The 26,950-nt window shown below is 42.0% G+C and carries 23 protein-coding genes and 1 pseudogene; 14 read left to right on the top strand and 10 right to left on the bottom strand.

All coding sequences use genetic code 11. The annotated features are described in order from the left end of the window. Positions 1–15 precede the first annotated feature (15 nt). The 5 genes from serS to rplU all read right to left on the bottom strand — a co-directional run bounded on the left by serS (position 16) and on the right by rplU (position 4,175). Entirely contained in the window at positions 16–1,287 is a 1,272-nt protein-coding gene (serS, locus tag FTU98_RS04840; RefSeq protein ID WP_004972265.1) for a serine--tRNA ligase, read from the bottom strand. A gap of 120 nt (positions 1,288–1,407) precedes the next feature. Next, the gene (locus FTU98_RS04835; RefSeq protein ID WP_180050600.1) at positions 1,408–2,205 is read right to left on the bottom strand and encodes an RsiV family protein; all 798 of its coding nucleotides are present in this window, start codon (positions 2,203–2,205) and stop codon (positions 1,408–1,410) included. A gap of 455 nt (positions 2,206–2,660) precedes the next feature. Continuing rightward, a complete protein-coding gene (lolA, locus tag FTU98_RS04830; protein ID WP_179990204.1) occupies positions 2,661–3,359 on the bottom strand; it encodes an outer membrane lipoprotein chaperone LolA in 699 nt (232 codons plus the stop codon). 230 nt (positions 3,360–3,589) lie between these two features. After that, positions 3,590–3,844, bottom strand: coding sequence for a 50S ribosomal protein L27 (rpmA, locus tag FTU98_RS04825; protein ID WP_004760935.1), 255 nt, complete (start codon positions 3,842–3,844; stop codon positions 3,590–3,592). Positions 3,845–3,863: 19 nt separating this feature from the next. Beyond that, positions 3,864–4,175, bottom strand: a complete 312-nt coding sequence (gene rplU / locus FTU98_RS04820) for a 50S ribosomal protein L21 (protein ID WP_180050597.1) — start codon at positions 4,173–4,175, stop codon at positions 3,864–3,866. A 472-nt stretch (positions 4,176–4,647) separates the two neighbouring features. On the opposite strand from rplU, the gene sdsA reads away from it, so the two are divergent. The 8 genes from sdsA (at position 4,648) to FTU98_RS04780 (ending at position 15,371) form a co-directional block, all read left to right on the top strand. Continuing rightward, on the top strand, positions 4,648–5,625 hold the full coding sequence (sdsA, locus tag FTU98_RS04815) for an All-trans-nonaprenyl-diphosphate synthase (protein WP_104853134.1): 978 nt from the start codon (positions 4,648–4,650) through the stop codon (positions 5,623–5,625). A 12-nt stretch (positions 5,626–5,637) separates the two neighbouring features. Next, a complete protein-coding gene (locus FTU98_RS04810; RefSeq protein WP_179993602.1) occupies positions 5,638–7,698 on the top strand; it encodes a site-specific recombinase in 2,061 nt (686 codons plus the stop codon). 142 nt (positions 7,699–7,840) lie between these two features. Continuing rightward, positions 7,841–8,458, top strand: a complete 618-nt coding sequence (locus FTU98_RS04805; protein WP_180050594.1) for a phosphatase PAP2 family protein — start codon at positions 7,841–7,843, stop codon at positions 8,456–8,458. Positions 8,459–8,479: 21 nt separating this feature from the next. Further along, the gene (locus tag FTU98_RS04800; RefSeq protein ID WP_004972282.1) at positions 8,480–9,742 is read left to right on the top strand and encodes an efflux RND transporter periplasmic adaptor subunit; all 1,263 of its coding nucleotides are present in this window, start codon (positions 8,480–8,482) and stop codon (positions 9,740–9,742) included. Between the two features lie 13 nt (positions 9,743–9,755). Next, a complete protein-coding gene (locus tag FTU98_RS04795) occupies positions 9,756–12,935 on the top strand; it encodes an efflux RND transporter permease subunit (RefSeq protein WP_004972283.1) in 3,180 nt (1,059 codons plus the stop codon). Further along, entirely contained in the window at positions 12,935–14,380 is a 1,446-nt protein-coding gene (gene adeK / locus FTU98_RS04790) for a multidrug efflux RND transporter AdeIJK outer membrane channel subunit AdeK (RefSeq protein WP_178319252.1), read from the top strand. The genes FTU98_RS04795 and adeK overlap by 1 nt, the downstream gene beginning before the upstream one ends. A 141-nt stretch (positions 14,381–14,521) precedes the next feature. Continuing rightward, on the top strand, positions 14,522–14,878 hold the full coding sequence (locus FTU98_RS04785) for a YbjQ family protein (protein ID WP_004972285.1): 357 nt from the start codon (positions 14,522–14,524) through the stop codon (positions 14,876–14,878). Positions 14,879–14,909: 31 nt separating this feature from the next. Then, positions 14,910–15,371, top strand: a complete 462-nt coding sequence (locus FTU98_RS04780) for a YbjQ family protein (RefSeq protein ID WP_004972286.1) — start codon at positions 14,910–14,912, stop codon at positions 15,369–15,371. Positions 15,372–15,398: 27 nt separating this feature from the next. On the opposite strand, the gene FTU98_RS04775 is transcribed toward FTU98_RS04780, so the two are convergent. From FTU98_RS04775 to FTU98_RS04765, 3 genes are read right to left on the bottom strand one after another with little or no spacing between them, the layout of a single operon-like run. After that, positions 15,399–16,196: a hypothetical protein gene (locus FTU98_RS04775; protein ID WP_180050591.1), complete on the bottom strand. Its 798-nt coding sequence runs from the start codon at positions 16,194–16,196 to the stop codon at positions 15,399–15,401. 56 nt (positions 16,197–16,252) lie between these two features. Then, a complete protein-coding gene (locus FTU98_RS04770; RefSeq protein WP_004972288.1) occupies positions 16,253–17,059 on the bottom strand; it encodes an SDR family NAD(P)-dependent oxidoreductase in 807 nt (268 codons plus the stop codon). A gap of 42 nt (positions 17,060–17,101) precedes the next feature. Then, positions 17,102–17,770 (bottom strand): hypothetical protein, encoded by a 669-nt coding sequence (locus FTU98_RS04765; RefSeq protein WP_004972289.1) that lies wholly within the window; start codon positions 17,768–17,770, stop codon positions 17,102–17,104. A 251-nt stretch (positions 17,771–18,021) separates the two neighbouring features. Between FTU98_RS04765 and FTU98_RS04760 the strand changes: the two genes are divergently transcribed. Further along, positions 18,022–20,916: a valine--tRNA ligase gene (locus FTU98_RS04760; RefSeq protein ID WP_180050588.1), complete on the top strand. Its 2,895-nt coding sequence runs from the start codon at positions 18,022–18,024 to the stop codon at positions 20,914–20,916. A gap of 64 nt (positions 20,917–20,980) precedes the next feature. Further along, positions 20,981–21,556 (top strand): hypothetical protein, encoded by a 576-nt coding sequence (locus FTU98_RS04755; RefSeq protein ID WP_136144609.1) that lies wholly within the window; start codon positions 20,981–20,983, stop codon positions 21,554–21,556. 148 nt (positions 21,557–21,704) lie between these two features. Here the strand turns inward: FTU98_RS04755 and FTU98_RS04750 are convergent. Further along, positions 21,705–22,093 (bottom strand): annotated as a pseudogene (locus tag FTU98_RS04750) (endonuclease domain-containing protein). Positions 22,094–22,242: 149 nt separating this feature from the next. Between FTU98_RS04750 and FTU98_RS04745 the strand changes: the two are divergent. Further along, positions 22,243–22,920 carry a YetF domain-containing protein gene (locus FTU98_RS04745; RefSeq protein ID WP_180050585.1) on the top strand — a complete coding sequence of 226 codons (678 nt, stop codon included), beginning with the start codon at positions 22,243–22,245 and terminating at the stop codon, positions 22,918–22,920. A 270-nt stretch (positions 22,921–23,190) separates the two neighbouring features. On the opposite strand, the gene FTU98_RS04740 is transcribed toward FTU98_RS04745, so the two are convergent. Next, on the bottom strand, positions 23,191–24,474 hold the full coding sequence (locus FTU98_RS04740) for an MFS transporter (RefSeq protein WP_218948268.1): 1,284 nt from the start codon (positions 24,472–24,474) through the stop codon (positions 23,191–23,193). A gap of 227 nt (positions 24,475–24,701) precedes the next feature. Between FTU98_RS04740 and FTU98_RS04735 the strand changes: the two genes are divergently transcribed. From FTU98_RS04735 to FTU98_RS04725, 3 genes are all read left to right on the top strand, one after another. After that, a complete protein-coding gene (locus FTU98_RS04735; protein ID WP_004972299.1) occupies positions 24,702–25,355 on the top strand; it encodes a 1-acyl-sn-glycerol-3-phosphate acyltransferase in 654 nt (217 codons plus the stop codon). Positions 25,356–25,417: 62 nt separating this feature from the next. Beyond that, on the top strand, positions 25,418–26,335 hold the full coding sequence (locus FTU98_RS04730) for a patatin-like phospholipase family protein (protein ID WP_096902052.1): 918 nt from the start codon (positions 25,418–25,420) through the stop codon (positions 26,333–26,335). Positions 26,336–26,464: 129 nt separating this feature from the next. Further along, the gene (locus tag FTU98_RS04725) at positions 26,465–26,950 is read left to right on the top strand and encodes an NfeD family protein (RefSeq protein WP_096902094.1); all 486 of its coding nucleotides are present in this window, start codon (positions 26,465–26,467) and stop codon (positions 26,948–26,950) included.

Genomic DNA, 26,950 nt, shown 5'->3' with positions numbered 1-26,950 from the left:
CGACCTGCACTCAACTTAGTCAATAAACTCTAAACCGCCCATGTACGGACGTAATACTGCAGGAATTTCAATCGAACCATCGGCACGTTGATAGTTTTCCATAACAGCCAATAAAGTACGTCCTACCGCCAAACCTGAACCGTTTAATGTATGCACAAATTCAGTTTTCTTTTGGTCGGCACGGTAGCGTGCTTTCATACGGCGTGCCTGAAAATCACCCATATTCGAGCATGATGAAATTTCACGGTAAGTGTTTTGACTTGGCACCCAAACTTCTAAGTCATAGGTTTTGGTTGCGCCAAAGCCCATATCGCCACCACATAGAATAATTTTACGGTACGGTAAACCAAGTGCCTGCAAAATACCTTCTGCATGTCCAGTCAATTCTTCTAAAGCCTGCATTGAGGTTTCTGGTTTTACAATCTGCACCATTTCGACTTTATCAAATTGGTGTTGGCGGATTAAACCACGAGTATCGCGACCATAAGAACCTGCTTCGCTACGGAAACAAGGGGTATGCGCTGCATATTTTAATGGCAAGCGTTCAGGGTCAATGATTTCATCACGCACAAAGTTGGTTACTGGAACTTCGGCAGTTGGAATTAGATAGTATTCTTTTTCACCTTGTAATTTGAACAAATCTTCTTCAAATTTAGGCAGCTGACCTGTACCACGCAATGAATCTGCATTGACCAAATACGGCACATACGCTTCGGTATAACCATTTTGAACAGTATGTGTATCTAACATGAACTGTGTAATTGCACGTTGTAAACGTGCCAATGGCCCTTTTAAAACACTAAAACGAGAACCTGTTAATTTGGTTGCAGTTTCAAATTCCAAACCACCCATTATTTCGCCAAGGTCGGTATGATCTTTAATTTCAAAATCAAACTGGCGTGGTGTGCCCCATTTCAATACTTCTACATTATCAGCTTCGTCTTTACCTTCAGGCACAGACTCATCTGGCAAGTTTGGAATAGACAATGATTTAGCTTCTAACTCATCTTGCAACTCTGCCAAAGCCACTTCAGCGGCTTTGATTTCATCGCCAATAGCAGCCATACGCGCCATAATTTCAGAAGCATCACCACCTGCTTTTTTAATCTGACCGACTTGTTTTGCGCCCGAATTACGCTCTGCCTGTAATGCTTCGGTTTTAGATTGCAATTCTTTACGACGTGCTTCAAGTGCTGCCCACTCTGCCACATCTAATTGCACACCACGTTTTGCCAAGGCTAAATTTACAGCCTCAATATTATTTCTGAGTAATTTCGGGTCAATCATAGCCAATCTTGGAATAAGAAAAAAACTGGCTATAGTGTAAGCGCTTCGGGTTAAAAAATACAGTAACCCGATTCACGGCTGCACCTTATTACAGCAATCTCTGCGTATTTTTGTGCAATTTTATTGGCGAGGATACTGCGGCAAACTTGGCAAATATTCAGGCTTAATTAATTTTTCCGTCGCATAGTAAGGCAGAATCAACTCAGGCATACCTTCTGCATAAGATGCTAATTCATACAACGGATAGACAAAGACCAAACCTTTAGCGCCATAATAAAAATTATCGCTCAATTTAAACTTTTCACGGGAAATATCATGTTCATTTAACCAATTATAATTATGGTTAAACAATTCTTCGGTCATTTTGGCTTCCGTATTGGGCAGCATAATATCTTGCAACGCCAAACGCTTTTTCTGTTTTAAATCAAAAGTCACAAATTCTTGGTGATGGATACCATGCGCCGCACCCGCAGGGTAACTGTAGCTTTGCAAACTAAACGTCGCTAAATTGGCATGTTGCCCGATATATCGCACATAGCTTGAACTCTGACTCAGCCGCATAGGATCAGTTTCTTCTACCTTTGGCGTTGCAGTTGATGCCGCAGCTTTTGAAAATGCAATTGGGTCTGCCTTTTGCAAGCGCTGCATAAAATATTCATCAATCCACGCCACATTGGTTTTTACCGTCTGAATATCGTAAGCAGTACAACCACCTTCATCACAAATTTGCTGTTGTGGCAATTTAAGCGCCACCACTTTAGCTTGAATCACAGGAATATCAGCTGCGATAGATGCAGGCGCAGCTTGCTCTGCTTCGGTTTTAGAAGTTGCCTCACTCTTTGGCTGACATGCAGTCAATAGCAATACTGAACTTAAAGCGACAGCACCCAAAAACACCTGTGATTTTAAATATTGCATTAAATTCCCCTCAGCCACGATTCACAAAGTCTAATGATTTGAAATGCAAGCCTGCACAAATCTTGCGATAAAATTGCTTCAATTGAATTAGTCAAGACTATAGATAACTCTTGCTGTTCAATCCTAGAGCAGTTGTGTAACGGAATAATCGGTGGATAAAACTGTTTAAAATTACTACTCAAATTTTTGCGTGATTATTTTTATTTTTTCATTATAAATCAAAATTTTGATAACAAATCCTTAATATAAAATAATGATCTGTGATGACTCAATCTATATCCCGCATACTGCAAAATATGAATTATCCCGAGATTTATCCACAGAAATTGTGGATTTCTCAGGAAGAATATTCAAATAAATTTCCGCTATGCTGAAGCTGAAAACCTTCTCCCTGTGGGAGAAGGCTAGAAAGGGATAGCAAATTATGCTTTTAAAAGAACGTATAAAACATTCAATTATTGATCAATAATGTCCGTGCCTTTTGGCGGCGTGAAATTAAAAGTCGATGCAGGAATTTTGGCATTGACTTTCACATTGTTAAAACGCACATGCGTGGTTTGTCCCAATGAATCCTGCAAAATCATTAAGGTTGGCGCGTTACGTGCACCAAAACTAATGGTTAAACTTTGAAATACGCCATCATCACTTTTTGGGTATAAGGTGTAATAAGTCTTTGACTTATTCGGCTGGGTCACACGATACGACTGCATGATTTGATTGGTATTGCCCGAAAGCAACAACGCAGGCGTATTTGCCACTTGATCATCTAGGCTTTGGCGTACAGCTTGTTGTAAGTCTGGGTCATAAATCCATACGGTTTTACCCGTAGTCACAATTGTTTGTTTGGCTGGACTGGTGGTTTCCCAAAAGAATTTACCCGGACGCTCAACTTTCATAACCCCTTTAAAATTCTGGTTCATGTGCTGTGCCGATAAACCACGGTTTGGCAAAGCCTTGCCATTGTTGCTAACTTTTGTGGTTTGCTCAAAATTGGCGGTAAAACTTTTAATACCATTCAATTGTTTAACAAGGTTTGCTGTCGCTTGTTGCTCCGATGCTGCCACTGGCGCAGCAAACACTGTAGTACTCATGATTGGCGCCAAAGTGGTTGCACCCAATGCCACAGCACACATCGTTTTACGAAGCATATTCATAGATTCACCTTTTTATATTTGCTCAATCGCAATGTTTTGGATGTCCCATCTTAAACCAATTTCTGGCGCTAATATGATAGAAAATAAGAAGTTTTGTATGCTTATTAATATAAAATGTAGAAATTTATCCATCATGATGAAGAACTAAAAGTTATCCTTTGACCCTAATTTTCCATCATACAAGCATAAAAAAACCCACAATCACTTGTGGGTTTTTTCACTATTTCAGCTTACGCTTCAACAGATACGTAGCGACGGCCAAATTGACCTTTCACTTCGAATTTTACTACGCCGTCAGCAGTAGCAAATAAAGTATGGTCACGGCCCATACCTACGTTTGCACCAGCGTGGAATTCTGTACCACGTTGACGAACGATGATGTTACCAGCAGTTACAGTTTGACCACCGTAAACTTTAACACCTAACATCTTAGGATTCGAATCACGACCGTTCTTAGTCGATCCACCGGCTTTTTTAGTTGCCATGTCTATTTACTCCTAGTGATTAGCCTGCAATACCAGTAATTTTCAACTCGGTAAACCATTGACGGTGACCTTGTTGCTTACGGTAGTGTTTACGACGACGCATTTTAACAATACGGATTTTGTCGTGACGACCATGACCAATCACTTCTGCAGTTACTTTAGCGCCAGCAACAACTGGAGCACCGATTTGAACGTTGTCACCGTTTACAACCATTAATACGTCATCAAACGTAATAGTTGCGCCAGTTTCAGCTTTCAATAATTCAACTTTAAGGGTTTCACCCTCAACAACACGGTGCTGTTTACCACCGCTTTGGATTACTGCGTACATAATGTACTCCAAACATGCCCGTGTCGTCGTGCCGATAAAGGGATATATCGATCTTAAAACGAACGCCACTGGGGGTTATTCAAGGGCAAAGATTTTAAGCGATATTCGCACAAACAACAAGCCATTTACGGCAATTATTGCACAACAAGGTTGATTATTTAATACCCAGCCGCGTAAATGACTTTCTGCAGCCTCATCCATATTCAATGGATCAATCAATACAGACAGATTGTGTTGGCGTAAACTGCTGTGCTTGTTAAAATCAGGCCCAACTTGAGCAAATAACTGAATTTACCCACAAAGTTATTGACTTCATTTTCTAGTAGAATTAACAATTACAGCATTTGGCAGTTGCCTAACTATTGCATTCATTGCGTTATTTTCGCAGACTTAAGCAGTTTTCTTGGCTGTAACATAAGTTACAACTGATTCAACTAAGTTGTCATTCAATATTATTGAGGTTTCTCTTCACATGACCATCGACTTTAAGCAAGACATTCTCGCCCCTGTTGCTTCTGATTTTGCCGCGATGGATACATTTATTAATGAAGGGATTACCTCTAAAGTCGCGTTAGTGATGGCGGTTAGTAAGCATGTGGTCGAAGCTGGCGGTAAGCGCATGCGTCCAATTATGTGCTTACTTGCTGCCAAAGCTTGTGGTGCAGAAGATTTAGAGCGTCAACGTAAACTGGCTGCAATTATTGAAATGCTGCATACCGCAACTTTGGTGCATGATGATGTGGTGGATGAGTCTGGTTTACGTCGTGGTCGACCTACTGCTAACGCCACTTGGAATAACCAAACAGCGGTTTTAGTCGGTGACTTTTTAATCTCCCGCGCCTTTGACTTATTGGTCGATTTAAACGATTTGGTATTGCTAAAAGACTTTTCTACAGGGACTTGTGAAATTGCCGAAGGTGAAGTTTTACAATTACAGGCACAGCATCAACCTGACACTACAGAACAAATTTATTTAGACATTATTCACGGCAAAACTTCACGTTTATTTGAACTTGCCACTGAAGGTGCAGCAATTTTAACAGGCACGCCACAGTACCGTGAGCCGTTGCGTTTATTTGCAGGACACTTTGGCAATGCCTTCCAAATTATTGATGATATTTTAGATTACACATCAGACGCTGAAACATTAGGTAAAAATATTGGCGATGATTTAATGGAAGGCAAACCAACTTTGCCTTTAATCTCTGCATTAAGAAATACCACTGGCGAACAACATCAAATTATTCGTCGCAGTATTGCGACAGGTGGTACTTCTGACCTCGATCAGGTTATTGCCATTGTGCAGTCCTCTGGCGCCCTCGATTATTGCCGCCAACGTGCCACAGAAGAAACAGAAGCCGCAATTGCCGCTTTAGAAGCACTGCCAGACTCGGAGTATCGTCAGGCCTTAAAGAATTTAGCCTTATTGGCTTTACATCGCATTCAATAATTTAAATAGCTTATGCATATAAAACTCAACGACTTATTTAGAAAAATGCAAGAACAGCTGGATACACCCAAAGCTGTTCTGGATGAAAATCTGCTGATTGAACTGGTCAATCGTATCCGTCCTAGTGACACTCAAGATTTAGAAGAAACTCATCAAAAGTTTCAAGCTTTCTTACAAGCCTTGCTGCTGACACCCGATGCCAGCTCAACCTTGCAACATTTTGTTTTACGTCTAATCAATCAATACAAACAAACCAGTTTATATGCCGACACGGGAATTTTATCGCTCGATGGTTTTTGGAATCAGTTGTTTCAGCGTTTGGGCGCGCACTTTTTACCGCTGATTAATGATGAAAGCCAACTGCAAGATTTAGTCCGTCGAGTTTTTCCACTACGTAGTGATAAATACTGGCTCGACAATATTGAAGATACCGAATGGCAGCAACTATTTACTTTACTGAATCGCGGACATGGCGGACAAACACAAAAACGCCTGATTCGCAGTGAAATTATTAAAGCTCTAACAGTGCTGTCATATCGGGTCAGCGGCATTGGTTTATATCCTGAATTTATTAGTGCCTATCCTGAACTAAGTGAATATGATTCACCTTTTTTGGCACAAAACCGCGAAATCAACGAGTTTATTCAGCTTTATAAAGTTGCCGATCAACAACACGATCAAATCAGTGCCATTCAACCACCCGATGCCTCTCAAGCTTTGGTGATGATTGACCAATGTCATGATGTCAGCAGTAAAATTCGTCGTGCCACCAAACGAACTGGCGTCAGCATCAGTCTGACCTACTTATTGTCTTTACTTGAACAATGTTTAGAGCGGATTGAACTGTTGCTGAATTTAATCGTGGCGCAAGACAAAGTCCGTTATGTTTCGGCAGGACAATTACTGGTAGATGTAACTGCGGCATTGTATAGCGAACGCAGTGTACGCTCCTTGCTTGCAGAAAATAGTGAGTTAATTGCCTTACAAGTTACTGAAAATGCCAGTAAAACGGGTGAGCATTATGTAAGTACCGATAAAGACGGTTTTTGGAGCATGTATAAAGCTGCAGCAGGTGCAGGTGTTTTAATTGCCATGATGGCGACTTTAAAAACCCTCGCCTCGCGTTTAGTCCTTGCCCCGATGATGCAGGCTATCATCAACAGCATGATTTATTCATTTGGTTTTATGCTAATTCATGTCTTGCACTTTACCGTTGCCACTAAACAACCCGCAATGACAGCAGCAGCACTCGCCTCGACGGTTCAACACCGCAAAGGCTCTAAGATGGCGCAAATCGCCGAACTTGCAGCCTTAATTATTAATATTATCCGTACGCAATTCGTCGCTATTTTGGGCAATATTTCGATTGCGATTCCAGTTGCAGCCTTAATTGCGTTTAGTTGGGATGCCATATTGCATGAACCGTTGATGTCACACACCAAAGCATCCCATTTGCTACACGACTTGAATCCGTTTACGTCACTTGCCATTCCGCATGCCGCTATTGCCGGGGTATTTTTATTTCTGTCTGGTTTGATTGCAGGTTATTTCGATAACATGGCGGTGTATCGTAAAGTCGGGCCGCGCTTAAAAGCTCATCTGCATTTAAAGAAGTTACTCGGACAAGAACGTCTCAATATATTTGCCAATTATATAGAACGAAACTTAGGGGCTTTGGCAGGTAATTTCCTGTTCGGGATTATGCTCGGCAGTACCGCTACGCTGGGTTATATTTTGGGTTTACCGATTGATATTCGCCACATTGCCTTCGCTTCTGCCAACTTTATTCAGGGTTTAATGAATATTAATGGCTCACCTGAAATTGGCCTGATTATTGTGTCCTTTTTAGGCGTGCTGCTAATTGGTTTAACCAACTTATTTGTCAGCTTTACTTTAACCATTATTGTGGCATTGCGTGCGCGTCGGGTACGTTTTGAACAGTGGAAACCTTTGGCAAAATTGGTGCTTACTCACTTCTTAACCCGTCCAAGTGATTTCTTTTGGCCACCGAAACAACCAATTACAGTGGATGACGATTCATCCTCAAATACTGAACGAAATGCTAAAATTTAGTGCACATTTACATTGCGCACAAAGTAACAAAAAAAGAAATTCTTCTCATTTACATTGGCTTGAAATAAAGTGTACTGACTAGTACACTTTATTCCATTCATCAACCGTGCTCAAATCGGTTAAACTTACAGGGATTTTTAGCATGCCTAAAATACTGCTTTATCTCGGTAGTTTACTATTTATAATCAGTGTGTTAGTGCTAAACATTCCAAGTTGGCAACAATTTGATGTTGCCAGTGTGGAGTTTTTAAGTACCCAGCGCACCGCACATTTGAATCAATTGGCAATCACACTTTCTGTATTAGGTGGCATGCCATTTGTATTATTTTTAACCTGCCTATGGTGTTTCTATTTGGCATGGTATAAAAAATACACAAAAATTGTTTTTATCAGTGTAGGACTGGTCGTAAGTATTGCGCTTTCATGGCTGCTCAAATACCTATTCGCGCGACCTCGCCCGCCTGAAGCATTGCATTTAGTGGAAACTTTTGGCACATCATTTCCAAGCGCCCATAGTTTCTATGCTGCAACTTTAGGTTGTTTGGTGATTTACCTGAGTTTGCAACATTCAGCGCATAAAATTTTATCTGTATGTGCATGGTTGTGGATGTTGCTGATGGGCATTTCCCGTGTGTATCTGGGAGTGCACTATCCTTCAGATGTCCTCTCTGGTTGGAGCATAAGTTTTATTTGGATCACATTGTGGTATCTGTTTTGCGCTCAATATCTGCAAGACAAACCCATACATAAGTTTAGATAAAAATCTAATAGAGGTGAAAGAATGATGTCTGCAAAGCTTTGGGCTCCTGCCCTGACTGCTTGCGCATTAGCCACAAGTTTAGCACTTGTGGGTTGTAGCAAAGATCCAAAAGATGCACAGCAAGCAGGTGCAGCTCAGCAAATGCCACCGACTGAGGTTGGCGTACTGGTGGCACAGCCACAAAGCGTGGAACAGTCTGTAGAACTGTCTGGACGTACCACAGCCTTTGAAATTTCAGAAGTTCGCCCACAAACCAGTGGTGTGGTTCTGAAACGTTTATTTACCGAAGGCAGCTACGTGCGTGAGGGTCAGGCGCTTTATGAAATTGACTCACGTACCAACCGTGCCAGTCTAGACAGTAGCCGTGCAGCACTCACCCGCCAGCAAGCGCAATTGAATGTGTTACGCATTAAAGAAGGTCGTTACCGTCAGTTGGTAGGCAGCAATGCAATCTCTAAACAAGAATATGATGACATTGTGGCACAGGTAAAACTTGCCGAAGCCGATGTTGCTGCGACTCAAGCAGAAGTACGCAATGCCGAAATTAACCTAGGCTATTCGACTGTACGTGCCCCAATTTCAGGGCAAACTAACCGCTCTACTGTGACTGCAGGTGCATTGGTTACGGCTAGTCAGGCGGAACCGTTGGTGACGATTCAACGCTTAGACCCAATTTATGTAGACATCAATCAGTCCAGCGCAGAGTTACTACGTTTACGTCAGCAATTGAGTCAAGGTAGTTTAAATAGCAGCAACAACACCAAAGTAAAATTAAAACTTGAAGATGGCAGCTACTACCCTGTTGAAGGTCGTTTGGCTTTTTCTGATGCCAGCGTGAACCCAGAAACAGGCACCGTGACTTTACGCGCCGTGTTCCCAAATTCAAATCATTTATTATTGCCGGGTATGTTTGCCACTGCGCAAATTGTGCAAGGTGTGATTCCTAACGCAATCTTAATTCCACAAGCTGCGATTAGCCGTACCCCAACAGGTCAGGCAATGGCAATGATTGTGAATGCCAAAGGTATTGTTGAACCGCGTCCTGTGACCACAGTTGGTACGCAAGGCAGCAACTGGATTGTGACTGAAGGTTTGCAAACTGGCGATAAAGTGATTGTCGAAGGTATTGCCAAAGTAAAACCTGAACAGCAAGTGGTCGCTAAGCCGTATCAACCGCAAGGCGCTGCTCCTCAAGCTGCACCTGCTGCACCAGCAAAATCGGGGGATGCCAAACCAGCCTCAGAAGCCCAAGCAACTGAATCAAAAGCTACTTCAAATACATAAGGAGTAGACGTTAATGGCTCACTTTTTTATTCATCGCCCCATTTTTGCATGGGTGATTTCATTGGTAATCATGTTGGCGGGGATTATTACCCTCACCAATATGCCAATTGCCCAATATCCGACCATTGCACCGCCAACGGTCACCATTGCTGCAACCTATCCGGGTGCATCTGCTGAAACTGTGGAAAACACAGTAACGCAAATTATTGAACAACAAATGAACGGCTTGGATGGTCTGCGCTATATTTCATCCAACAGTGCGGGGAACGGTTCTGCATCCATTACGTTAAACTTTGAACAAGGTATCGACCCAGATATTGCACAGGTTCAAGTACAGAACAAATTGCAATCTGCTACGGCGCTCTTGCCTGATGATGTGCAACGACAAGGCGTGAAAGTGACCAAATCAGGAGCGAGCTTCTTACAGGTTCTCGCTTTTTATTCACCTGATGAAAGCCTGTCTGCCGATGATATTAAAGACTATGTTAACTCTAACATTTCTGAACCGCTGAGCCGTGTTGCAGGTGTGGGTGAAGTACAAGTCTTTGGTGGCTCATACGCAATGCGTATTTGGATGGACCCTGCCAAAATGGCAAGCTTGCAAGTCACACCAAGTGATATTGCTCAAGCGATTCGTACCCAAAACGCACAGGTTGCGGTAGGTCAATTGGGCGGTGCGCCTGCAATTCAAGGTCAGGCTTTGAATGCTACGGTAACTGCACAAAGCTTGCTGCAAACACCTGAACAATTCAGCAATATTTTCCTAAAAAATACCGCTTCGGGCGCTCAAGTGCGCTTGGGTGATGTCGCACGAATTGAACTTGGTGCAGACAACTATCAGTTTATTTCTAAATACAACGGCAAGCCTGCGGGCGGTGTCGCAATTAAATTATCTACAGGTGCTAACGCCCTAGATACCGCTGCTGCTGTAGAAGAACGCCTTAAGCAATTACGTCCTAACTACCCTGCGGGTTTAAAGGATGAGTTGGCTTTTGATACCACGCCATTTATTGAACTTTCAATTAAGAGTGTTGTTAAAACCTTAATTGAAGCGATCATTTTGGTCTTTATTGTGATGTTCCTGTTCTTGCAGAACTGGCGCGCCACAATTATTCCAACCATGGCCGTGCCTGTAGTGGTACTGGGTACCTTTGCCGTGATCAACATGTTTGGCTTCTCGATTAACACCCTGACCATGTTTGCCATGGTACTGGCGATTGGTCTATTGGTCGATGACGCAATTGTCGTGGTGGAAAACGTAGAACGTGTCATGGTCGAAGAACATCTTGACCCTGTGGCGGCGACTGAAAAGTCGATGAAACAGATTTCAGGCGCACTGATCGGGATTACCTCGGTATTGTCTGCGGTATTCGTACCTATGGCATTCTTTGGTGGGACTACAGGCGTTATTTATCGTCAATTCTCAATTACGCTTGTGACTGCAATGGTGTTGTCACTGGTCGTAGCGTTGACCTTTACCCCTGCCCTATGTGCCACGATTCTTAAACAACACGATCCAAACAAGCCTGAAAGCAACGGTATTTTTGCGCGTTTCTTCCGCTGGTTTAACCGCAGTTTCGATAAGCTCTCGGTTAAATATCAAGGTGGTGTTAACCGCATGACGCATCATAAAATCTTCTCGGGGGTTTTATATGCAGTGGTACTGGGCATTATTGTGTTAGTGTTCCAAAAACTACCATCATCATTCTTGCCTGATGAAGATCAGGGCGTGGTGATGACATTGGTACAACTCCCACCAAATGCAACTTTGGAACGTACTGACGCCACCATGACCAGCATGACCAACTTTTTCAGAGAAAATGAAAAAGAGCATGTGCAGTCGGTATTTAGTGTTTCAGGCTTCTCTTTCTCAGGCGTTGGTCAAAACGCAGGTATGGCGTTCATTAAGTTAAAAGACTGGAGTGAGCGTACAAGCCCTGAATCTCAAGTTGGTGCAATTATCCAGCGTGGTATGGCACTGAACATGATTGTGAAAGATGCCACTTACATCATGCCATTACAGCTTCCTGCGATGCCAGAATTAGGTGTCAGCTCAGGCTTTAACTTGCAACTGAAAGATGCTGCGGGCAATGGTCATGAAAAACTCACCATGGCACGTAATATTGTGTTGGGTGAAGCATCTAAAGACCCTCGCTTAATGGGCGTACGTCCAAATGGTCAGGAAGATACACCACAGTACCGTATTATTATTGACCAAGCGCAAGCAGGTGCGGCAGGTGTCAGCATTGCTGAAATCAACAGCACCATGGGCATGGCTTGGGGTGGTTCGTACATCAATGACTTTATTGACCGTGGTCGCGTGAAAAAAGTCTATGTGCAAGCCGAATCTGATTCACGCATGATGCCTGAAGACCTGAACAAGTGGTATGTCCGCAACAACCGTGGTGAAATGGTGCCATTCTCTGCCTTTGCAACAGGTGAATGGACTTATGGTTCACCTCGTTTGGAACGCTATAACGGCGTATCTGCCAAGAACATTCAGGGTGCACCTGCGCCAGGTGTCAGCTCTGGTGAAGCCATGCAAGCGATGGAAGAAATTGTCGCAAAACTTCCATCTATGGGCTTAAACGGCTTTGACTATGAATGGACAGGTTTATCACTTGAAGAACGTGAATCGGGCGATCAGGCACCATTCCTCTATGCACTGTCATTACTGATTGTATTCTTGTGTTTGGCAGCCTTGTATGAAAGCTGGTCTATTCCATTCTCGGTGCTGTTGGTGGTACCGTTGGGTATTGTCGGAGCATTATTGCTCACCTTCGGGGGCATGATCTTGTTCAAAAACCCGAACCTATCCAACAACATTTACTTCCAAGTGGCAATTATTGCCGTGATTGGTTTATCAGCCAAAAACGCGATTTTGATTGTGGAATTTGCCAAAGAGCTACAAGAAAAAGGTGAAGACCTGTTTGAAGCGACCTTGCATGCTGCAAAAATGCGTTTACGCCCAATCATTATGACCACTTTGGCCTTTGGTTTTGGTGTATTGCCGCTTGCACTTTCATCAGGTGCGGGTGCAGGTAGCCAACACTCAGTAGGTTATGGTGTGTTAGGTGGTGTGATTAGCTCAACCTTGTTAGGGATCTTCTTTATTCCTGTATTCTATGTCTGGATTAGAAGTATCTTTAAATACAAACCAAAACAACAAAATAATCAGGAGCATGTATCGTGATGCAAAACTTATGGTCGCATACAGGCCGTGGTATTGCGGTTTCTGCCCTCGCGCTTGCTTTGACAGCTTGTCAAAGTATGCGTGGGCCAGAGCCCGTCGCTCAGGCAAGTATTCCAAGCAGCTATACTGCTGCTGCATCGGGTACTTCAGTGGCTGAACAAGGTTATAAAGATTTCTTTGCCGATCAACGCTTATTACAAGTTTTGGATATGGCATTGAACAATAACCGTGATTTACGCACAGCGACGCTGAATATCCAACGTGCCCAACAAGCCTATCAAATTACCGAAAACAACCAGTTACCTACCATTGGTGCTAGCGGTGGCGTACTGCGTCAAGACCAAGGTACTGCTTTAGGCACACACACACGCTATAACGTTGGTTTAGGTGTAACTGCCTACGAACTAGATTTTTGGGGTCGTGTACGCAGCTTAAAAGACAATGCATTAGATAACTTCTTGGCAACTCAAAGCTCGCGTGATGCCACACAAATTGCCTTGATTGGTCAGGTGGCGCAAGCATGGCTCAACTATTCTTTTGCCAATGCCAATTTAAAACTGGCAGACCAAACCTTAAAAACACAGCTTGAGTCTTATAACCTCAACAAAAAGCGTTTTGATGTCGGCATTGATAGTGAATTACCTGTCCGTCAGGCACAAATTTCAGTTGAAACTGCACGTAATGATGTCGCCAACTACAAAACCCAAGTCGCGCAAGCACAAAACTTGCTGAACTTGTTGGTGGGCGAACAAGTTCCAAGTGCGTTATTGCCAACGCAGCGTGTGACGCACATTACCAAAACTACCGCAATTGGCGCTGGCTTACCAAGTGACTTGCTGAATAACCGTCCTGATATTCGTACTGCAGAGTATCGACTGTCGGCTGCGGGTGCCAATATTGGTGCAGCAAAAGCACGTTTATTCCCAAGCATTAGCCTCACGGGCAATGCAGGCTATGCATCAACTGACTTGAGTGATTTGTTTAAATCGGGCAGTTTTGTTTGGGCAGTAGGCCCGAGCATCGACTTGCCAATTTTTGATTGGGGCACACGCCAAGCCAACATCAAAATTTCAGAAACGGATCAACAAATTGCTTTGGCTGACTATGAAAAATCAATTCAGTCTGCATTCCGTGAAGTGAATGATGCTTTGGCAGTTCGTCAAAATATTGGTGATCGTTTAGCGGCACAAAAACGCTTGGTTGATGCGACCAATACCACTTATAAATTATCTAATGCACGCTTCCGCGCAGGCATTGACAACTATTTAACCGTGTTGGATGCACAGCGTACGTCTTATGCAGCAGAACAAGGTTTATTGTTGTTGGAACAAGCCAATTTGAACAATCAGGTGGAGTTGTATAAATCTTTGGGTGGCGGTGTGAAAGCCAATACTTCAGATGCCACATCACAACCTGCATCATCGGCAGAACGTAAAGCGCAATAAGTCTTTGCGTCTACCTTAAATTTGCTGCTTAACAGCTCAGATATAAAGACTAAATCAGCTCACTTCGGTGGGCTTTTTTATTGCTTTTTGCAAGCACATTTCATATCTTCAATACGTCTTGTTTTTAAATATTAGAATCTTATGTTGCTTAGTAATCTTGAATCTGTACCAGGTCATCGTATTTCACGGCAAATTGATGTGGTCTATGGCAGCACCGTACGCAGTAAGCATGTGGGGCGTGACTTCTTGGCAGGACTCAAAAATATTGTCGGTGGTGAATTAACGGCTTATACCGAATTACTAGAAGAATCACGCCAAGAAGCGATGGATCGTATGATTGCTAAAGCACGTGGTTTAGGTGCCAATGCTATTGTTGGGATTCGCTTTTCTACTTCAAATATCGCTCAAGGTGCTTCGGAATTGTTTGTTTATGGTACAGCAGTGGTGGTCGAGGCAGATATTCCTAAACTTCCAGACCCATTTCCAGCATCACACTAAAGCAAAGATTATTGAACAGGAATAACATCACATGGATAATTTAATTCTGCAAATTGTTGTCTTTGCGATTTTATTTGCCGTAGGCTTTGGTTTTGGGCGACACAACGAACGCAAACATTTCAAATATTTAGCCGAGCAAGAACTGCGTTTAAGTTATATTCAGATTGATAATAACCGCTTCCAGACCAGTCCCAATTTTGGGCAATTGATACACAGCAATGTGGTCATTTCTCATGATTATTTTAAGTTTGTGATTGCCAATATTCAGAACTTCTTTGGCGGGCGCTTGACCAGTTATGAAAGTATTGTCGAGCGGGCGCGTCGTGAAGCCATCGTCCGTTTAAAATTAGAAGCTGAAAAAATGGGCGCAAATCATATTATGGGGCTGCGTTTAAGCACCACAGAATTGGGGATGCAAGGCGGCATGGTCGAAGTCTTTGCTTATGGAACGGCGGTTCAAAATAGCGTTAGTCAATTCTCTGCAAAACGCTGAGTACATCTTTCAGCGTTTGTAAAGAATTTAGTATAAATACTGATCTCGATAAGGCTGAGGAATTTGATATTGCCGACCATCAAATTTTAAAGTGAAACGCTGTTGAGTAGACACTCGTTTAGTTTCTTTACAATTTTCTAAATCTCCCGACATTTCATAATGTTGAATACGATCACGTAATTGCATATCAAAATATTGTCGAGTTGTATTTCGCAAGATCATTAAAATAGCTTTGCTTTCTATTACTTTGGCATTACAACGTGTATCGGTTTCTGCCTGATAGCGCGCTACGATTAAGCCGTTTAAAATTTTCTTGTTATGTTGTAAATCATATAAATCGAGTACTTGCGCCGAAAAAGGATTGGCACTTGAACGTCCTGCATAATTCCTTCTTAAACCAATTGCCCTTAAGCTTTCAGAAACTTGATACGGCGCCAAATCTAAATGGATAGAACGCAGTTCAATTGCATCTGAAGGCAAAAGCTCTTTCACGTGATAGATTGAATGAAGCTTTTGCGTTTTACTATTTACGGTTAAAAAAGTCAGCTGATAATCATCTACAGGTTGATCATCTTTTGTCTGAGTTTCAGCATAAGCAATTAAAGTTTGTTCAGGAACATTGGGGAAATCCGCACAAGCCAAAAAGTCCTCATTCACTGTGGTTGTATTTGTGTGCTGTCGTAAAATCTTTTCAATATATTCAGGTTGTTTACACAACGAATCATCGTTTGTTTGTAATTTGGCAAATGTCGTTTGAGTCATCCCTAAGAAAGCGAAAAACCACGCGCTGATAAATAAAAAAATACCTTTCATCATTAAACGCATGGCTCATCCTTCTTTTTGTTTTTATTATTTTATTTTGAAGTCACTTTGATTAAAAATTACTTCACTTTGGTTTTACGAATCATTTTATATAAAGTACTTGGCGATAAACGCGACACCAACACGCCCAGTTTTTCTTTAGCGCCCCCGACCACGATATATTCATCGCCTGCCATGAGTGCTTTAACTGTATTTTTAGCAAAAACATCAGCATCTAAACCATTTTCAATGGCTTCATCTTGATGTCCTTGTGGTTTGCCTTCACCATTTAATGCATTAAAAGACACATTGGTATTTACAAAGCCTGGGAAAACAACTGAAACCTGTACGCCCTGCTCCGCTACTTCGGCACGCAAACTATTCGCCCACATGTGAATGGCACTTTTCGCTGCAGAATATGACGCGCGATATTGCGTACCCAATAATGCTGCAACACTAGATACAAAAATAATGCGACCATGTTTTTGCTGTAAAAAGGTCGGCAAGACAGTTTTGGTCAGAAAGACCTGAGAAAAATAATCCACTTCCATAATGGTGCGTTCAGTCTGCATGGTCGTATCAGCAATTAAAGCGCGCTGACTTAAACCTGCATTATTAATTAGCCAGTCAATGCGTCCTTTACGTGCCAAAACTTGTTCATACGCATGTAACACCTGACTTTCATTGGTAATATCTGCACATACAGAAAGATGACGTTCAGGATTCAGCAAACTCACGCGTACTTTTTCAAGTTCTTCATAACGACGTGCGGTTAAAATCACTTGTGCACCTTGTAAAGCACACTCTTTTGCCAATGCCTTACCAATGCCAGAAGATGCACCTGTAATCCACACCACTTTATGTTCCAAGTTTTCCCGTTTTGCCATAACCGTTTGTCCGCGTTATTTAAAAATTTAAGTCATCAAAATTTAAGTCTTAGGTTTTGCAGGATGCTGCAAAAACCCAAGAAAATGGTTTAAATATATCTCTGCACTTTCCAAATCGAATTGCGCACCCATTTTTTCTAGGCGTTTATACCCCAGTTGCGTAGTCAAATGAATCACGCCGTTTAAAGTTTTATCGACCACCAAATTAAATTTCAGCATTTTTTTCGGATCACGAATTAAATAACCCACGCCCTGATCAATAATTTGAGTAAACCCTTTAAATGCAGGCGCAATACATGCACTGTTGCCCTGCCGAATTTGCTCAATACAACCCAACGTTTCTTTCATAACAATACTATCGACAGGATAAGTCACAAAACCTTGCCCTTCCTGCTGATACATCATGCTTGCCAGATAATTCACCATAGGCGTTAAGCGTTCATTGCCAAAAAACGACACCGACCATGGCATATATTTTTGCATGGTTTGTATGACTTGCTGAATAATTTTTTCAGATTCACCATCCAGTGAATGACTAGAACGTGACAATTCACCAAAAAGTTGCTCAATAATTTCACAAGAAATATCGGTCAGTACCGCCCCCAAAGCTTTAGATAAACTTTCCGATTCACCTGCATTGAGTTGTTGATGAATGTGTTGAAATCTTTGATATGTTTCTGGTTTTAATTTTAAAGATACAGCATAAGTCATAACTGAACTTGCCTATTTTGACCGTATTGATGTGTTTTCATCTATTTTAAAATCCATTGCTTAAACCCAGTTTAAAACAGTGTTACAGGCAACGGAGAACTTGAAGTTTTTATCATACTTGTCGCCCATCATACGATGAGTTTGCCCAACTGCCAATTGCGATAAGTTTGGCTGAGTTGAATCTCGCTTAGCGGGCAATTTTTTTGCTACAATAGTTGCAATTTTTTATTCACTTTTAACCTGTTCTTACTATGACTGATTCAGCGCAAAATATTGCTACAACCTACGATCCAACCGAGATCGAGAAAAAATGGTACAAGACTTGGGAAGACAACGGCTATTTCAAGCCATCTGAAAAGGGCGAATCATTCTGTATCATGATTCCGCCGCCAAACGTCACTGGTAGCTTGCACATGGGTCATGGTTTTAACAATGCCATTATGGATGCCCTGACTCGTTTTAACCGTATGTCGGGTAAAAATACTTTATGGCAACCGGGTACAGACCACGCGGGTATTGCCACACAAATGGTAGTAGAGCGTCAATTGGGCGCGCAAAATATCAGCCGCCATGACTTAGGTCGTGAAAAATTCATCGAAAAAGTCTGGGAATGGAAAGAACAATCTGGCGGTAACATTACCCGTCAAATCCGCCGTTTAGGTTCTTCGGTAGATTGGTCACGTGAACGCTTCACTATGGACGAAGGCTTATCGAATGCGGTGAAAGAAGTTTTCGTGAAACTACACGAAGAAGGTTTAATTTACCGCGGCAAACGCCTTGTAAACTGGGATCCAAAATTACAAACTGCCCTTTCTGACTTAGAAGTTGAGTCGGATAAAGAAGAACAAGGTTCATTGTGGCACTTCAAATATTTCTTTGAAGATAAATCACTACGCACTCACGATGGTAAAGATCACATTGTAGTGGCAACCACTCGTCCTGAAACATTGCTGGGTGATACTGCGGTTGCGGTTGCCCTTGATGATGAGCGTTACTCGCACCTTGTTGGTCAAAACATCATCCTCCCAATTACAGGTCGTGCCGTTCCAATCGTAAAAGATGAGTATGTCGATAAAGAATTCGGTACAGGTTGTGTAAAAATTACCCCTGCACACGACTTCAATGACTATGAAGTGGGTAAACGCTGCGAATTGCCAATCATCAACATCTTCAACAAAAATGCTGAAGTATTGGCTGAGTTTGAATATATTGCGAAAGCAGGCGAACAAATTTCTAAAACCATTCCTGCACCTGCAGACTACATTGGTTTAGAGCGTTTTGAAGCACGTAAAAAATTAGTTGAACAAGCGGAAAGCGAAGGTTGGTTAGATCAAATCCAACCGTACACCTTGAAACCACCTCGCGGTGACCGTTCGGGCGTAATTGTTGAGCCATTATTGACTGACCAATGGTATGTGAAAATTGCACCGTTAGCGCAACCTGCAATTGAAGCGGTGCAAGATGGTCGCATCAAGTTCGTGCCTGAGCAATACAGCAATATGTATATGGCGTGGATGAACAACATTCAAGACTGGTGTATCTCGCGTCAATTGTGGTGGGGTCACCGTATTCCTGCTTGGTACGATGCTGAAGGCAATGTTTATGTAGGTCGTAACGAAGAAGAAGTTCGTACGAAAAATAATATCCCTGCCGATGTTCAATTAAACCAAGACGAAGACGTACTGGATACATGGTTCTCCTCTGCACTTTGGACATTCTCGACCTTAGGTTGGACGGGTGATGCCAAGAAAGATGCAGAAAACTACTTCTTAAATACCTTCCACTCCACTGATGTATTGGTGACAGGTTTTGACATCATCTTCTTCTGGGTGGCGCGTATGATCATGATGACCATGCACTTCATGAAGAATGAAGATGGCACGCCACAAGTACCGTTCAAAACAGTTTACGTTCACGGTTTGGTACGTGACAGCGAAGGTCAAAAAATGTCGAAGTCTAAGGGCAACGTGCTTGACCCATTAGACTTGATTGACGGTGTAGATCTTGAAACTTTAGTACAGAAACGCACGACGGGTTTGATGAACCCGAAACAAGCAGCGAAAATTGAAAAATCGACCCGCAAAGAATTCCCAGAAGGGATTCAGGCTTATGGCACAGACGCGGTTCGTTTTACCTTCTGCGCATTGGCAAATACAGGTCGTGACATCAAGTTTGATATGAAACGTGTGGAAGGTTATCGTAACTTTGCCAACAAAATTTGGAATGCTACCCGTTTTGTATTGATGAATGTTGAAGGTCAAACGGTTGGTCAAGAGGCACGTCAAGACCTTTGGGAATTGCCTGAACAGTGGATTGTGAGCCGTTTACAAAAGGCAGAGCAAGCTGTTCATCAAGCGTTTGCAACTTACCGTTTAGACTTGGCTGCGCAAGCGATTTATGACTTTATTTGGAATGAATACTGCGACTGGTATGTAGAGCTAACCAAACCTGTTCTGAATGATGAGTCTGTTTCTGAAGAACGCAAAGCCGAAGTTCGTCGTGTATTGCTTGCGGTGATGGAAGCTTCTTTACGTCTTGCTCATCCAATCATGCCGTACTTAACTGAAGAAATTTGGCAAACCCTTGCGCCAATGATTGGCTTGGGTGGCGAAACCATTATGTTGGCAAACTACCCTGTTGCAGATGAAGCCAAAATCAACGAACAAGCCGAAGCAGATATGCAATGGCTACAAGGTTTGATTGGTGCGGTGCGTAACATTCGTGGTGAAATGGGTCTAGGTAATGCACGTTTATTGCCTGTACTTTTACAGAACACGACTGAAGCAGAAAAAGCACAAATTTCTCGTATTGAACCGTTGTTTAAAGCATTGGCGAAAGTTGAAAGCATTACCTTCTTGGCAGATGGTGAACAACCACCATTGTCTTCTTCTTCTGTAGTCGGTCACGTGTCTGTATTCGTTCCAATGAAGGGTTTGATTGACCCGAAAGCAGAATTGGGTCGTCTACAAAAAGACTTAGACAAGGTTCAAAAGCAGCATGACCAAATTGCAACTAAACTTGCAAATGAAGGTTTTGTGGCGAAAGCCCCTGCGGCTGTGGTTGAAGGCGAGAAAGTGAAACTTGCTGAATTTGCAGATCAGTTAGCGAAAATTAAAGCGAATATGGAGCAGATTGCAGCGCTTTAATGTGTTGTTAGTTTGATCTAATTTGTGTATAAAGGGCTGATTATTCAGCCCTTTGTTTTTCAATATGAGCCAAGATGACATCAATAAATATAAAATTCTATTTGAAGTTTCCAAGCATGAATATCAACTAGAGATCGATAGAAGTAAATCACTGGATGATAAAGCAATTAAATATTCAACAATGGTTGGTATTGTGATAGTTGCCTACTCAGCAGCACTAACCAAGTTAGAAACTTTTACTGCTTATGCTTGCACTTCATTAACTAAATGGATTTTATATATTTTATGTGTAATCTTGTTTATAGCAATTCTAAGCTGTTGGTATAAAATTGCAAAAGTACTTAGTCTTTCTGCACTAGAAAAAGTTCCGTTGGATGACACCAATTTAATTAACACTTTTATGGATAATGACGAAAGAACATGCCTGTGGTATATGGGAGAAATTTATCAGGATTTAATTTCTCGAAATGCCCAAATGCTTGAAGACAAAGTTATTGCTTTAGAAAAAGCTTATTCAGAGATTAATTGTGCAGCAGCTATTTTTAGCATATTATGTCTATATCTATTAATTTTATGGTTAACGGGAGAATGCAATGTCCAGACATACACAGAACTCTCAAAACTCTACATCAAGAAATAATCAAAATACTTTAACAACCCTAACAGCTTCTAGCCGTCCTAGACCTACATGGGTTAAAGATTCTGTTAATTTACCGTCAAATTACAGAGTAACTACGGAAAGTGCTGATCCCCGTGTAGATTTTGAATCAAGCAATCGTCGATAATTTTCAAAATACCTCTTTAATAAAAGAGGTATTTTTCAATTCAGAACACACCTGCCACAAATCCTCCAACACCACATCCACCCTTCCCAACACATCAGAATTCCAATACTGCACGACAGTTAAGCCCAAAGTCTCTAAAAACTGAGTGCGCTCGACATCATAAGCCTGACCATTTTCCGTATTGTGCTGACCGCCATTCAACTCAATGACCAAGCCAATCTCATGACAGTAAAAATCTACAATATACGGTTCAATCATCTACGGACGTCTAAATTTGAGCACCATAAAGCGTTTGCACTAAGTAGTTGCCACAGCAAATTTTCAGCATCCGTAGCAGCATGACGCATAGATTTGGCAAATTGTAATAGTTGTGAATTCATCTTCTGATTCATTATTTTTGTATTTATAGTTTTTAGGCAATATAACAAATTTCTATGTTTCTAAACCACTAAAATAATTGCAGTTCTTTACTCAAAACCACTATTTTACCCACTCAATTTAAGCATAGTATCAAGCATCAAAATAACAAAATAGACAATCTATGGATTGGTTCACCATCTTCATTCACGACACCACATGGACATTTGTTGCAGAATTAATGATTCGTGCTGCACTCATGTTTGGCATGATTATTCTATTTTTACGCCTCACAGGAAAACGCGGAGTACGCCAGCTTTCTATTTTTGAATTGGCCATTATTTTATCGCTCGGTTCTATTGCGGGCGACCCTATGTTCACTGAAGATTTACCCTTGGTACATGCCTTGGCGGTGATGACAGTGGTGATTGGGATGTATCGCCTGACCACATGGCTCATGATGAAATACCAACCCTTTGAAGATTTGATTGAAGGTAAATCGCTATATATTGTAGAAGATGGTGAATTGGTCTTAGAAAAAATTAAGTACGGTAAAATGTCGCATGATGAATTCTTTGCCGAAATGCGCCAACAAGGCGTGGAGCATTTAGGGCAAGTACGTGTTGGCTTACTAGAAAGTGATGGAAAATTCAGCATGTTGTTTTTTCATGGCGATGCCACACGCTATGGTTTACCCTTATTTCCTAAAGCTTGCCAACTCGCGTACCGCATAGTTCCACACACTTATTATGCCTGCATGTATTGCGGGCATGTCCGTTTACTTAAACATGCCAATGAAGTCTGCCCGCGTTGTAATCACCAACAATGGACACAGGCAATCAATACCCCATACCGCAGCTAGAATATGCTGATTTTACCTGCAACACATCTCTATGCGACTTAAACTGTCGCAGGATTGTCATAATTTAAAGTTATACTGCCTGCGCTGCCGAAGTGAAGCACTGAAAGCGCAAATAATAATTTTTGAAAATACAAAAACGAGATCGGTATTGGCTTCAATGTGGATACCTTTTATACTCCAGCGACTCTTTAAGGGTCGCTTTTATTTTTTCCACGCAATGACTTTTTAACGTGGTTCAAGCCTATTATTCTACATTGATGATCTACCTTCTTATTCAAGTGCTGACGAGCGAGCGCTTTTCGCAAGCTTTGCCCATTTCCAAATCGGTACAATACAAAAAATCGCAACAATACAAATCAACAGCAAGTAATTCGCATAGCCTAAAGCATCGCCCAACATTCCACTCAGGGTATAGAGTACCCCGCTCACAGTCGCCATAATCGCAACCTGAAATGTAAAGTCGGTCCCTGCGTATTGTTTACGGCTGTACTGCATAATCAAGGTCAGCATCACCACAAGTAACATGGCAGAGCACAAATCTTCTGCAGCATTAATGCTATAAATCAGCCAGTGTGCAACATCAACTTGCTGTTCATACAATTCAGCCAAATAAGCATAGGCCACTAAACTCAAAATTTTAAGCACAGAAAAAATGATGAGGGCATGCGCTCTAGACCACCATTTCAGCATCAACCCTGCGATGCCTGCACCTAACAAAGCGGCCATGGCTCCCAACATGGTCACATAAATGCCAATTTGAGAAAAGCTTAAGCCTAAATCTACCATTAAAGGTTTTAATAAAGGGCCAGCCAAACCATCGGCAATTTTAAAGCTGAGTAACACCCATAGCCATGCGTACAGTACAGGCGTTTCCACAAAATAGCGCAGATATTCACGAATCGCAGCAAGACGTGCGTGAAATGACATTTTACTTTGAGCTTGAACAAGCACTTGTTTAGCAGCATGTTGTGGCTCTTTAAACATTAAAATTGGCAAGGTATTTAAAAACACCAATCCCGCTAAAATCAGAAAGGTTTTTTGCCAATCTAGCCAATCCAATGCCCACAGAATTGCTCCACCACCGACAATAAAGCCCAGTCGTGAACCAACCACCTGAAAGGTATTACCCCAATGTTGCTGTTTGGCTTGTAAAATATTGACCGCCAAACCATCGGTGGCAATATCTTGGGTTGCACCGACCAAGTTCATACCGAGCAAAGCCACAAAAAACACCCACAAATATATAGGATGATTTAAGGACTCAATCGGTAAAAAGGACAGCCCAATCAGCACCAAAACACTCAGCCACTGGCACGGCAAAATCCAGCTACGATAATGCCCAAAATATGAATGTCCAAAGCGATCCACCAAAGGTGCCCAAAACACTTTGATTGACCATGGCAGCATTAACAAACCGAAACCGCCAATATGTGCCAAAGACACACCTTGCGCACGTAAAATCACAGGCAAGGCATGGGTCATAAAACCAACAGGCAAGCCCTGCGCCCAATACAGAGAAAATAACAACAAATAAGTTTGGCGCAAATTGGGCATAGCATCTCAATTTAGATATGGGCAAAAGATCAAAAAAACGCAGTACTACACTAAAATTTTGAATAATGGATTGTTATTTTTCATCACTTTCACATTCAGATTTCGACTATTTTGCCAATGAATCAGACAAAGCGAAAGTCTAATATCTTGAATAGATTTAGATTCATGCGTCATGATATTGGGTATTTATTGTTGTTAATCACGCACGTCAGGATGACATCGCATTCATGAAAATCACCAATCCTTTTGCACGCAGTGCACGGCAATTTCCACAGTTACCCGACCAAGTTCCACAACGTGGAACAGCCAGCAGTCGTGCTTTATTTAAAAATATTTTTTTGGCGCAAGGCTGGCAAATGGTGGGCGAATTTCCCAACTTGCCCAAAGCAGTTGCTATTATCTCACCGCATACGTCAAATATTGATGCGTGGCATGGTTTTACCGCCCTACTCGGTTTAGGTATTCAAATTACTATTTTTGGTAAGCACACTTTATTTGAAACCCCACTCAAGCCACTTTTAAACTGGATTGGGGTAATTCCTGTGGTGCGCCATTCTCCTCAAGGACATACCCAAGATATTATTGAGATTGTACGAAAAAAAGAAAAAATCTGGATTGGTATGGCGCCCGAAGGCACACGTAAACAAGCCGAAAATATCCGCAGTGGCTTTTACCATATTGCCTACGGCGCCAATATCCCAATTGTGATGTTCTCTTTTGATTATGCACACAAAACCATTCATATTTTGGGCGTGTTTCATCCTACGGGCGATTATGCTCAAGATTTAGATGCAATTTATACGCAATATCACGGCAAGTTTTCGGCTAAAAATCCACATTGGTTGGCAAAACCGTTACAAAAGCTTTTGAAAAAGGGCTAGTCAAAGTTTCTATTTTTTGTTCAGATGGGCGCAATATTCTTTGATCTAAATTTAGATTTGATATGCAACTGATTCGTTATTCTTTAGTGGGCGTACTAGCTCTAACTTTGGCTGGCTGCGACAAAACAACAAAAACACCGCCAAGCACCACACCTATCCAAGCACGTGAACCTGTAATTGCACTGGCGCTGGGTGGCGGTGGTGCTAAAGGTTTTGCACATATTGGCGTCATTAAAGTTTTAGAGTCTCACGGGATTAAACCAAAAATTGTCACAGGCACCAGTGCAGGCAGCTTTGTCGGCAGTTTATACGCCAGTGGTAAAAGTCCTTATCAGCTCCAACATATTGCCCTAACCTTTAAAGAATCCGACATTCGTGATTTAACCTTAAACCGTCAGGGTTTTATTGCAGGTCAAAAGTTACAAGACTTTGTCAATCAACACGTAGCCAATAAACCGATTGAAAAATTTCCAATTCGTTTTGCTGCCGTTGCCACACGTTTAGATAATGGACGTAAAGCCGACTTTATTAAAGGCAATGCTGGTCAAGCCGTACGTGCCTCTTGCAGTATTCCGAATGTTTTTGTACCTGCCACCATTGGCGGAACACAATATGTGGATGGCGGCTTGGTCAGCCCAATTCCCGTACAGACGGCTAAAGCGATGGGTGCCGACTTAGTCATTGCAGTGGATATTTCTGCACGTCCAACAGGCAATCAACCTGTCAGCATGTGGGGCTTACTCGATCAAACTTTAAATATTATGGGACAGCAAAGTATCAATCAGGAATTGGCGCAGGCCAATATTGTGATTCAACCTAAAGTTGGACATATTGGTACTCTAGATTTAAAAGCCAGTAACCAAACCATTTTAGAAGGTGAAAAAGCCGCACAATTACAGGTCAAAGCAATTCTGCAAGCCATCAATAACTTTAAAAAATCACCTGCCGCGCTGAAACCTGCACCGCGTCCGAAATTTTAGGATTCAGTGATTTTTTTAATATTCATAAACTTATTGATCTGTTAAAGTGATGAGAGCGCATCTTTTTAAGTCGATGCGTTTCTCTAAGCAATTAGAATTAACCAATCGTAAAAATACGCGAGTAGATGTATGGAATTCGTTCTTGAACCTTGGCACTGGTTTGTACTAGGCGTTCTGTTAATGCTTTCAGAACTAGTCTTGCCTGCGTTTGCCGCTTTATGGTTTGGTATTGGGGCAGTCATGGTCGGTATTTTATACTGGATGTTCCCCATGATGGGTACCACCACCCAATTGGTGATGTGGATTATCTTGTCGGTACTATGTACCTTGGCGTGGTTTAAATTTATCAAACCCTTATCTACCGATAAAACCAAAGCAGGCTTGTCACGCGAAGCCACTATTGGACAAATTGGCATGGTTATTCAAACCAACTTGGAACATGATCAAATTAAAGTCCGTTTCCCGATGCCCGTACTTGGTTCAGACGAATGGAACTGCCGCACCACAAGCCCTGTGCAAGTGGGAGATCGTATTCGCGTGATTGATATTTTGGGTAATGATTTGGTGGTGCAGCCGCATCACAGCGCACATGACAATGAAAAAGTGAGAAATTAA

Origin of the sequence: Acinetobacter sp. YH12211, assembly GCF_013418015.1 — a bacterium.
GTDB classification, from domain to species: domain Bacteria; phylum Pseudomonadota; class Gammaproteobacteria; order Pseudomonadales; family Moraxellaceae; genus Acinetobacter; species Acinetobacter towneri.
The sequence above is the reverse complement of the archived record's forward strand: the minus strand, read 5'-3'. Positions and strand labels throughout refer to the sequence as shown.

Bases quoted from the DNA above. Each gene is read 5' to 3' on its own strand.
- sdsA (WP_104853134.1), top strand. From the start codon at position 4,648: ATGACCATCGACTTTAAGCAAGACATTCTCGCCCCTGTTGCTTCTGAT.
- FTU98_RS04785 (WP_004972285.1), top strand. From the start codon at position 14,522: ATGTTGCTTAGTAATCTTGAATCTGTACCAGGTCATCGTATTTCACGG.
- FTU98_RS04775 (WP_180050591.1), bottom strand. From the start codon at position 16,196: ATGCGTTTAATGATGAAAGGTATTTTTTTATTTATCAGCGCGTGGTTT.
- FTU98_RS04780 (WP_004972286.1), top strand. From the start codon at position 14,910: ATGGATAATTTAATTCTGCAAATTGTTGTCTTTGCGATTTTATTTGCC.
- serS (WP_004972265.1), bottom strand. From the start codon at position 1,287: ATGATTGACCCGAAATTACTCAGAAATAATATTGAGGCTGTAAATTTA.
- rpmA (WP_004760935.1), bottom strand. From the start codon at position 3,844: ATGGCAACTAAAAAAGCCGGTGGATCGACTAAGAACGGTCGTGATTCG.
- FTU98_RS04760 (WP_180050588.1), top strand. From the start codon at position 18,022: ATGACTGATTCAGCGCAAAATATTGCTACAACCTACGATCCAACCGAG.
- FTU98_RS04810 (WP_179993602.1), top strand. From the start codon at position 5,638: ATGCATATAAAACTCAACGACTTATTTAGAAAAATGCAAGAACAGCTG.
- adeK (WP_178319252.1), top strand. From the start codon at position 12,935: ATGCAAAACTTATGGTCGCATACAGGCCGTGGTATTGCGGTTTCTGCC.
- FTU98_RS04735 (WP_004972299.1), top strand. From the start codon at position 24,702: ATGAAAATCACCAATCCTTTTGCACGCAGTGCACGGCAATTTCCACAG.
- FTU98_RS04770 (WP_004972288.1), bottom strand. From the start codon at position 17,059: ATGGCAAAACGGGAAAACTTGGAACATAAAGTGGTGTGGATTACAGGT.
- lolA (WP_179990204.1), bottom strand. From the start codon at position 3,359: ATGAATATGCTTCGTAAAACGATGTGTGCTGTGGCATTGGGTGCAACC.
- FTU98_RS04795 (WP_004972283.1), top strand. From the start codon at position 9,756: ATGGCTCACTTTTTTATTCATCGCCCCATTTTTGCATGGGTGATTTCA.
- FTU98_RS04755 (WP_136144609.1), top strand. From the start codon at position 20,981: ATGAGCCAAGATGACATCAATAAATATAAAATTCTATTTGAAGTTTCC.
- FTU98_RS04800 (WP_004972282.1), top strand. From the start codon at position 8,480: ATGATGTCTGCAAAGCTTTGGGCTCCTGCCCTGACTGCTTGCGCATTA.
- FTU98_RS04805 (WP_180050594.1), top strand. From the start codon at position 7,841: ATGCCTAAAATACTGCTTTATCTCGGTAGTTTACTATTTATAATCAGT.
- FTU98_RS04740 (WP_218948268.1), bottom strand. From the start codon at position 24,474: ATGCCCAATTTGCGCCAAACTTATTTGTTGTTATTTTCTCTGTATTGG.
- FTU98_RS04745 (WP_180050585.1), top strand. From the start codon at position 22,243: ATGGATTGGTTCACCATCTTCATTCACGACACCACATGGACATTTGTT.
- FTU98_RS04730 (WP_096902052.1), top strand. From the start codon at position 25,418: ATGCAACTGATTCGTTATTCTTTAGTGGGCGTACTAGCTCTAACTTTG.
- FTU98_RS04835 (WP_180050600.1), bottom strand. From the start codon at position 2,205: ATGCAATATTTAAAATCACAGGTGTTTTTGGGTGCTGTCGCTTTAAGT.
- FTU98_RS04765 (WP_004972289.1), bottom strand. From the start codon at position 17,770: ATGACTTATGCTGTATCTTTAAAATTAAAACCAGAAACATATCAAAGA.
- FTU98_RS04725 (WP_096902094.1), top strand. From the start codon at position 26,465: ATGGAATTCGTTCTTGAACCTTGGCACTGGTTTGTACTAGGCGTTCTG.
- rplU (WP_180050597.1), bottom strand. From the start codon at position 4,175: ATGTACGCAGTAATCCAAAGCGGTGGTAAACAGCACCGTGTTGTTGAG.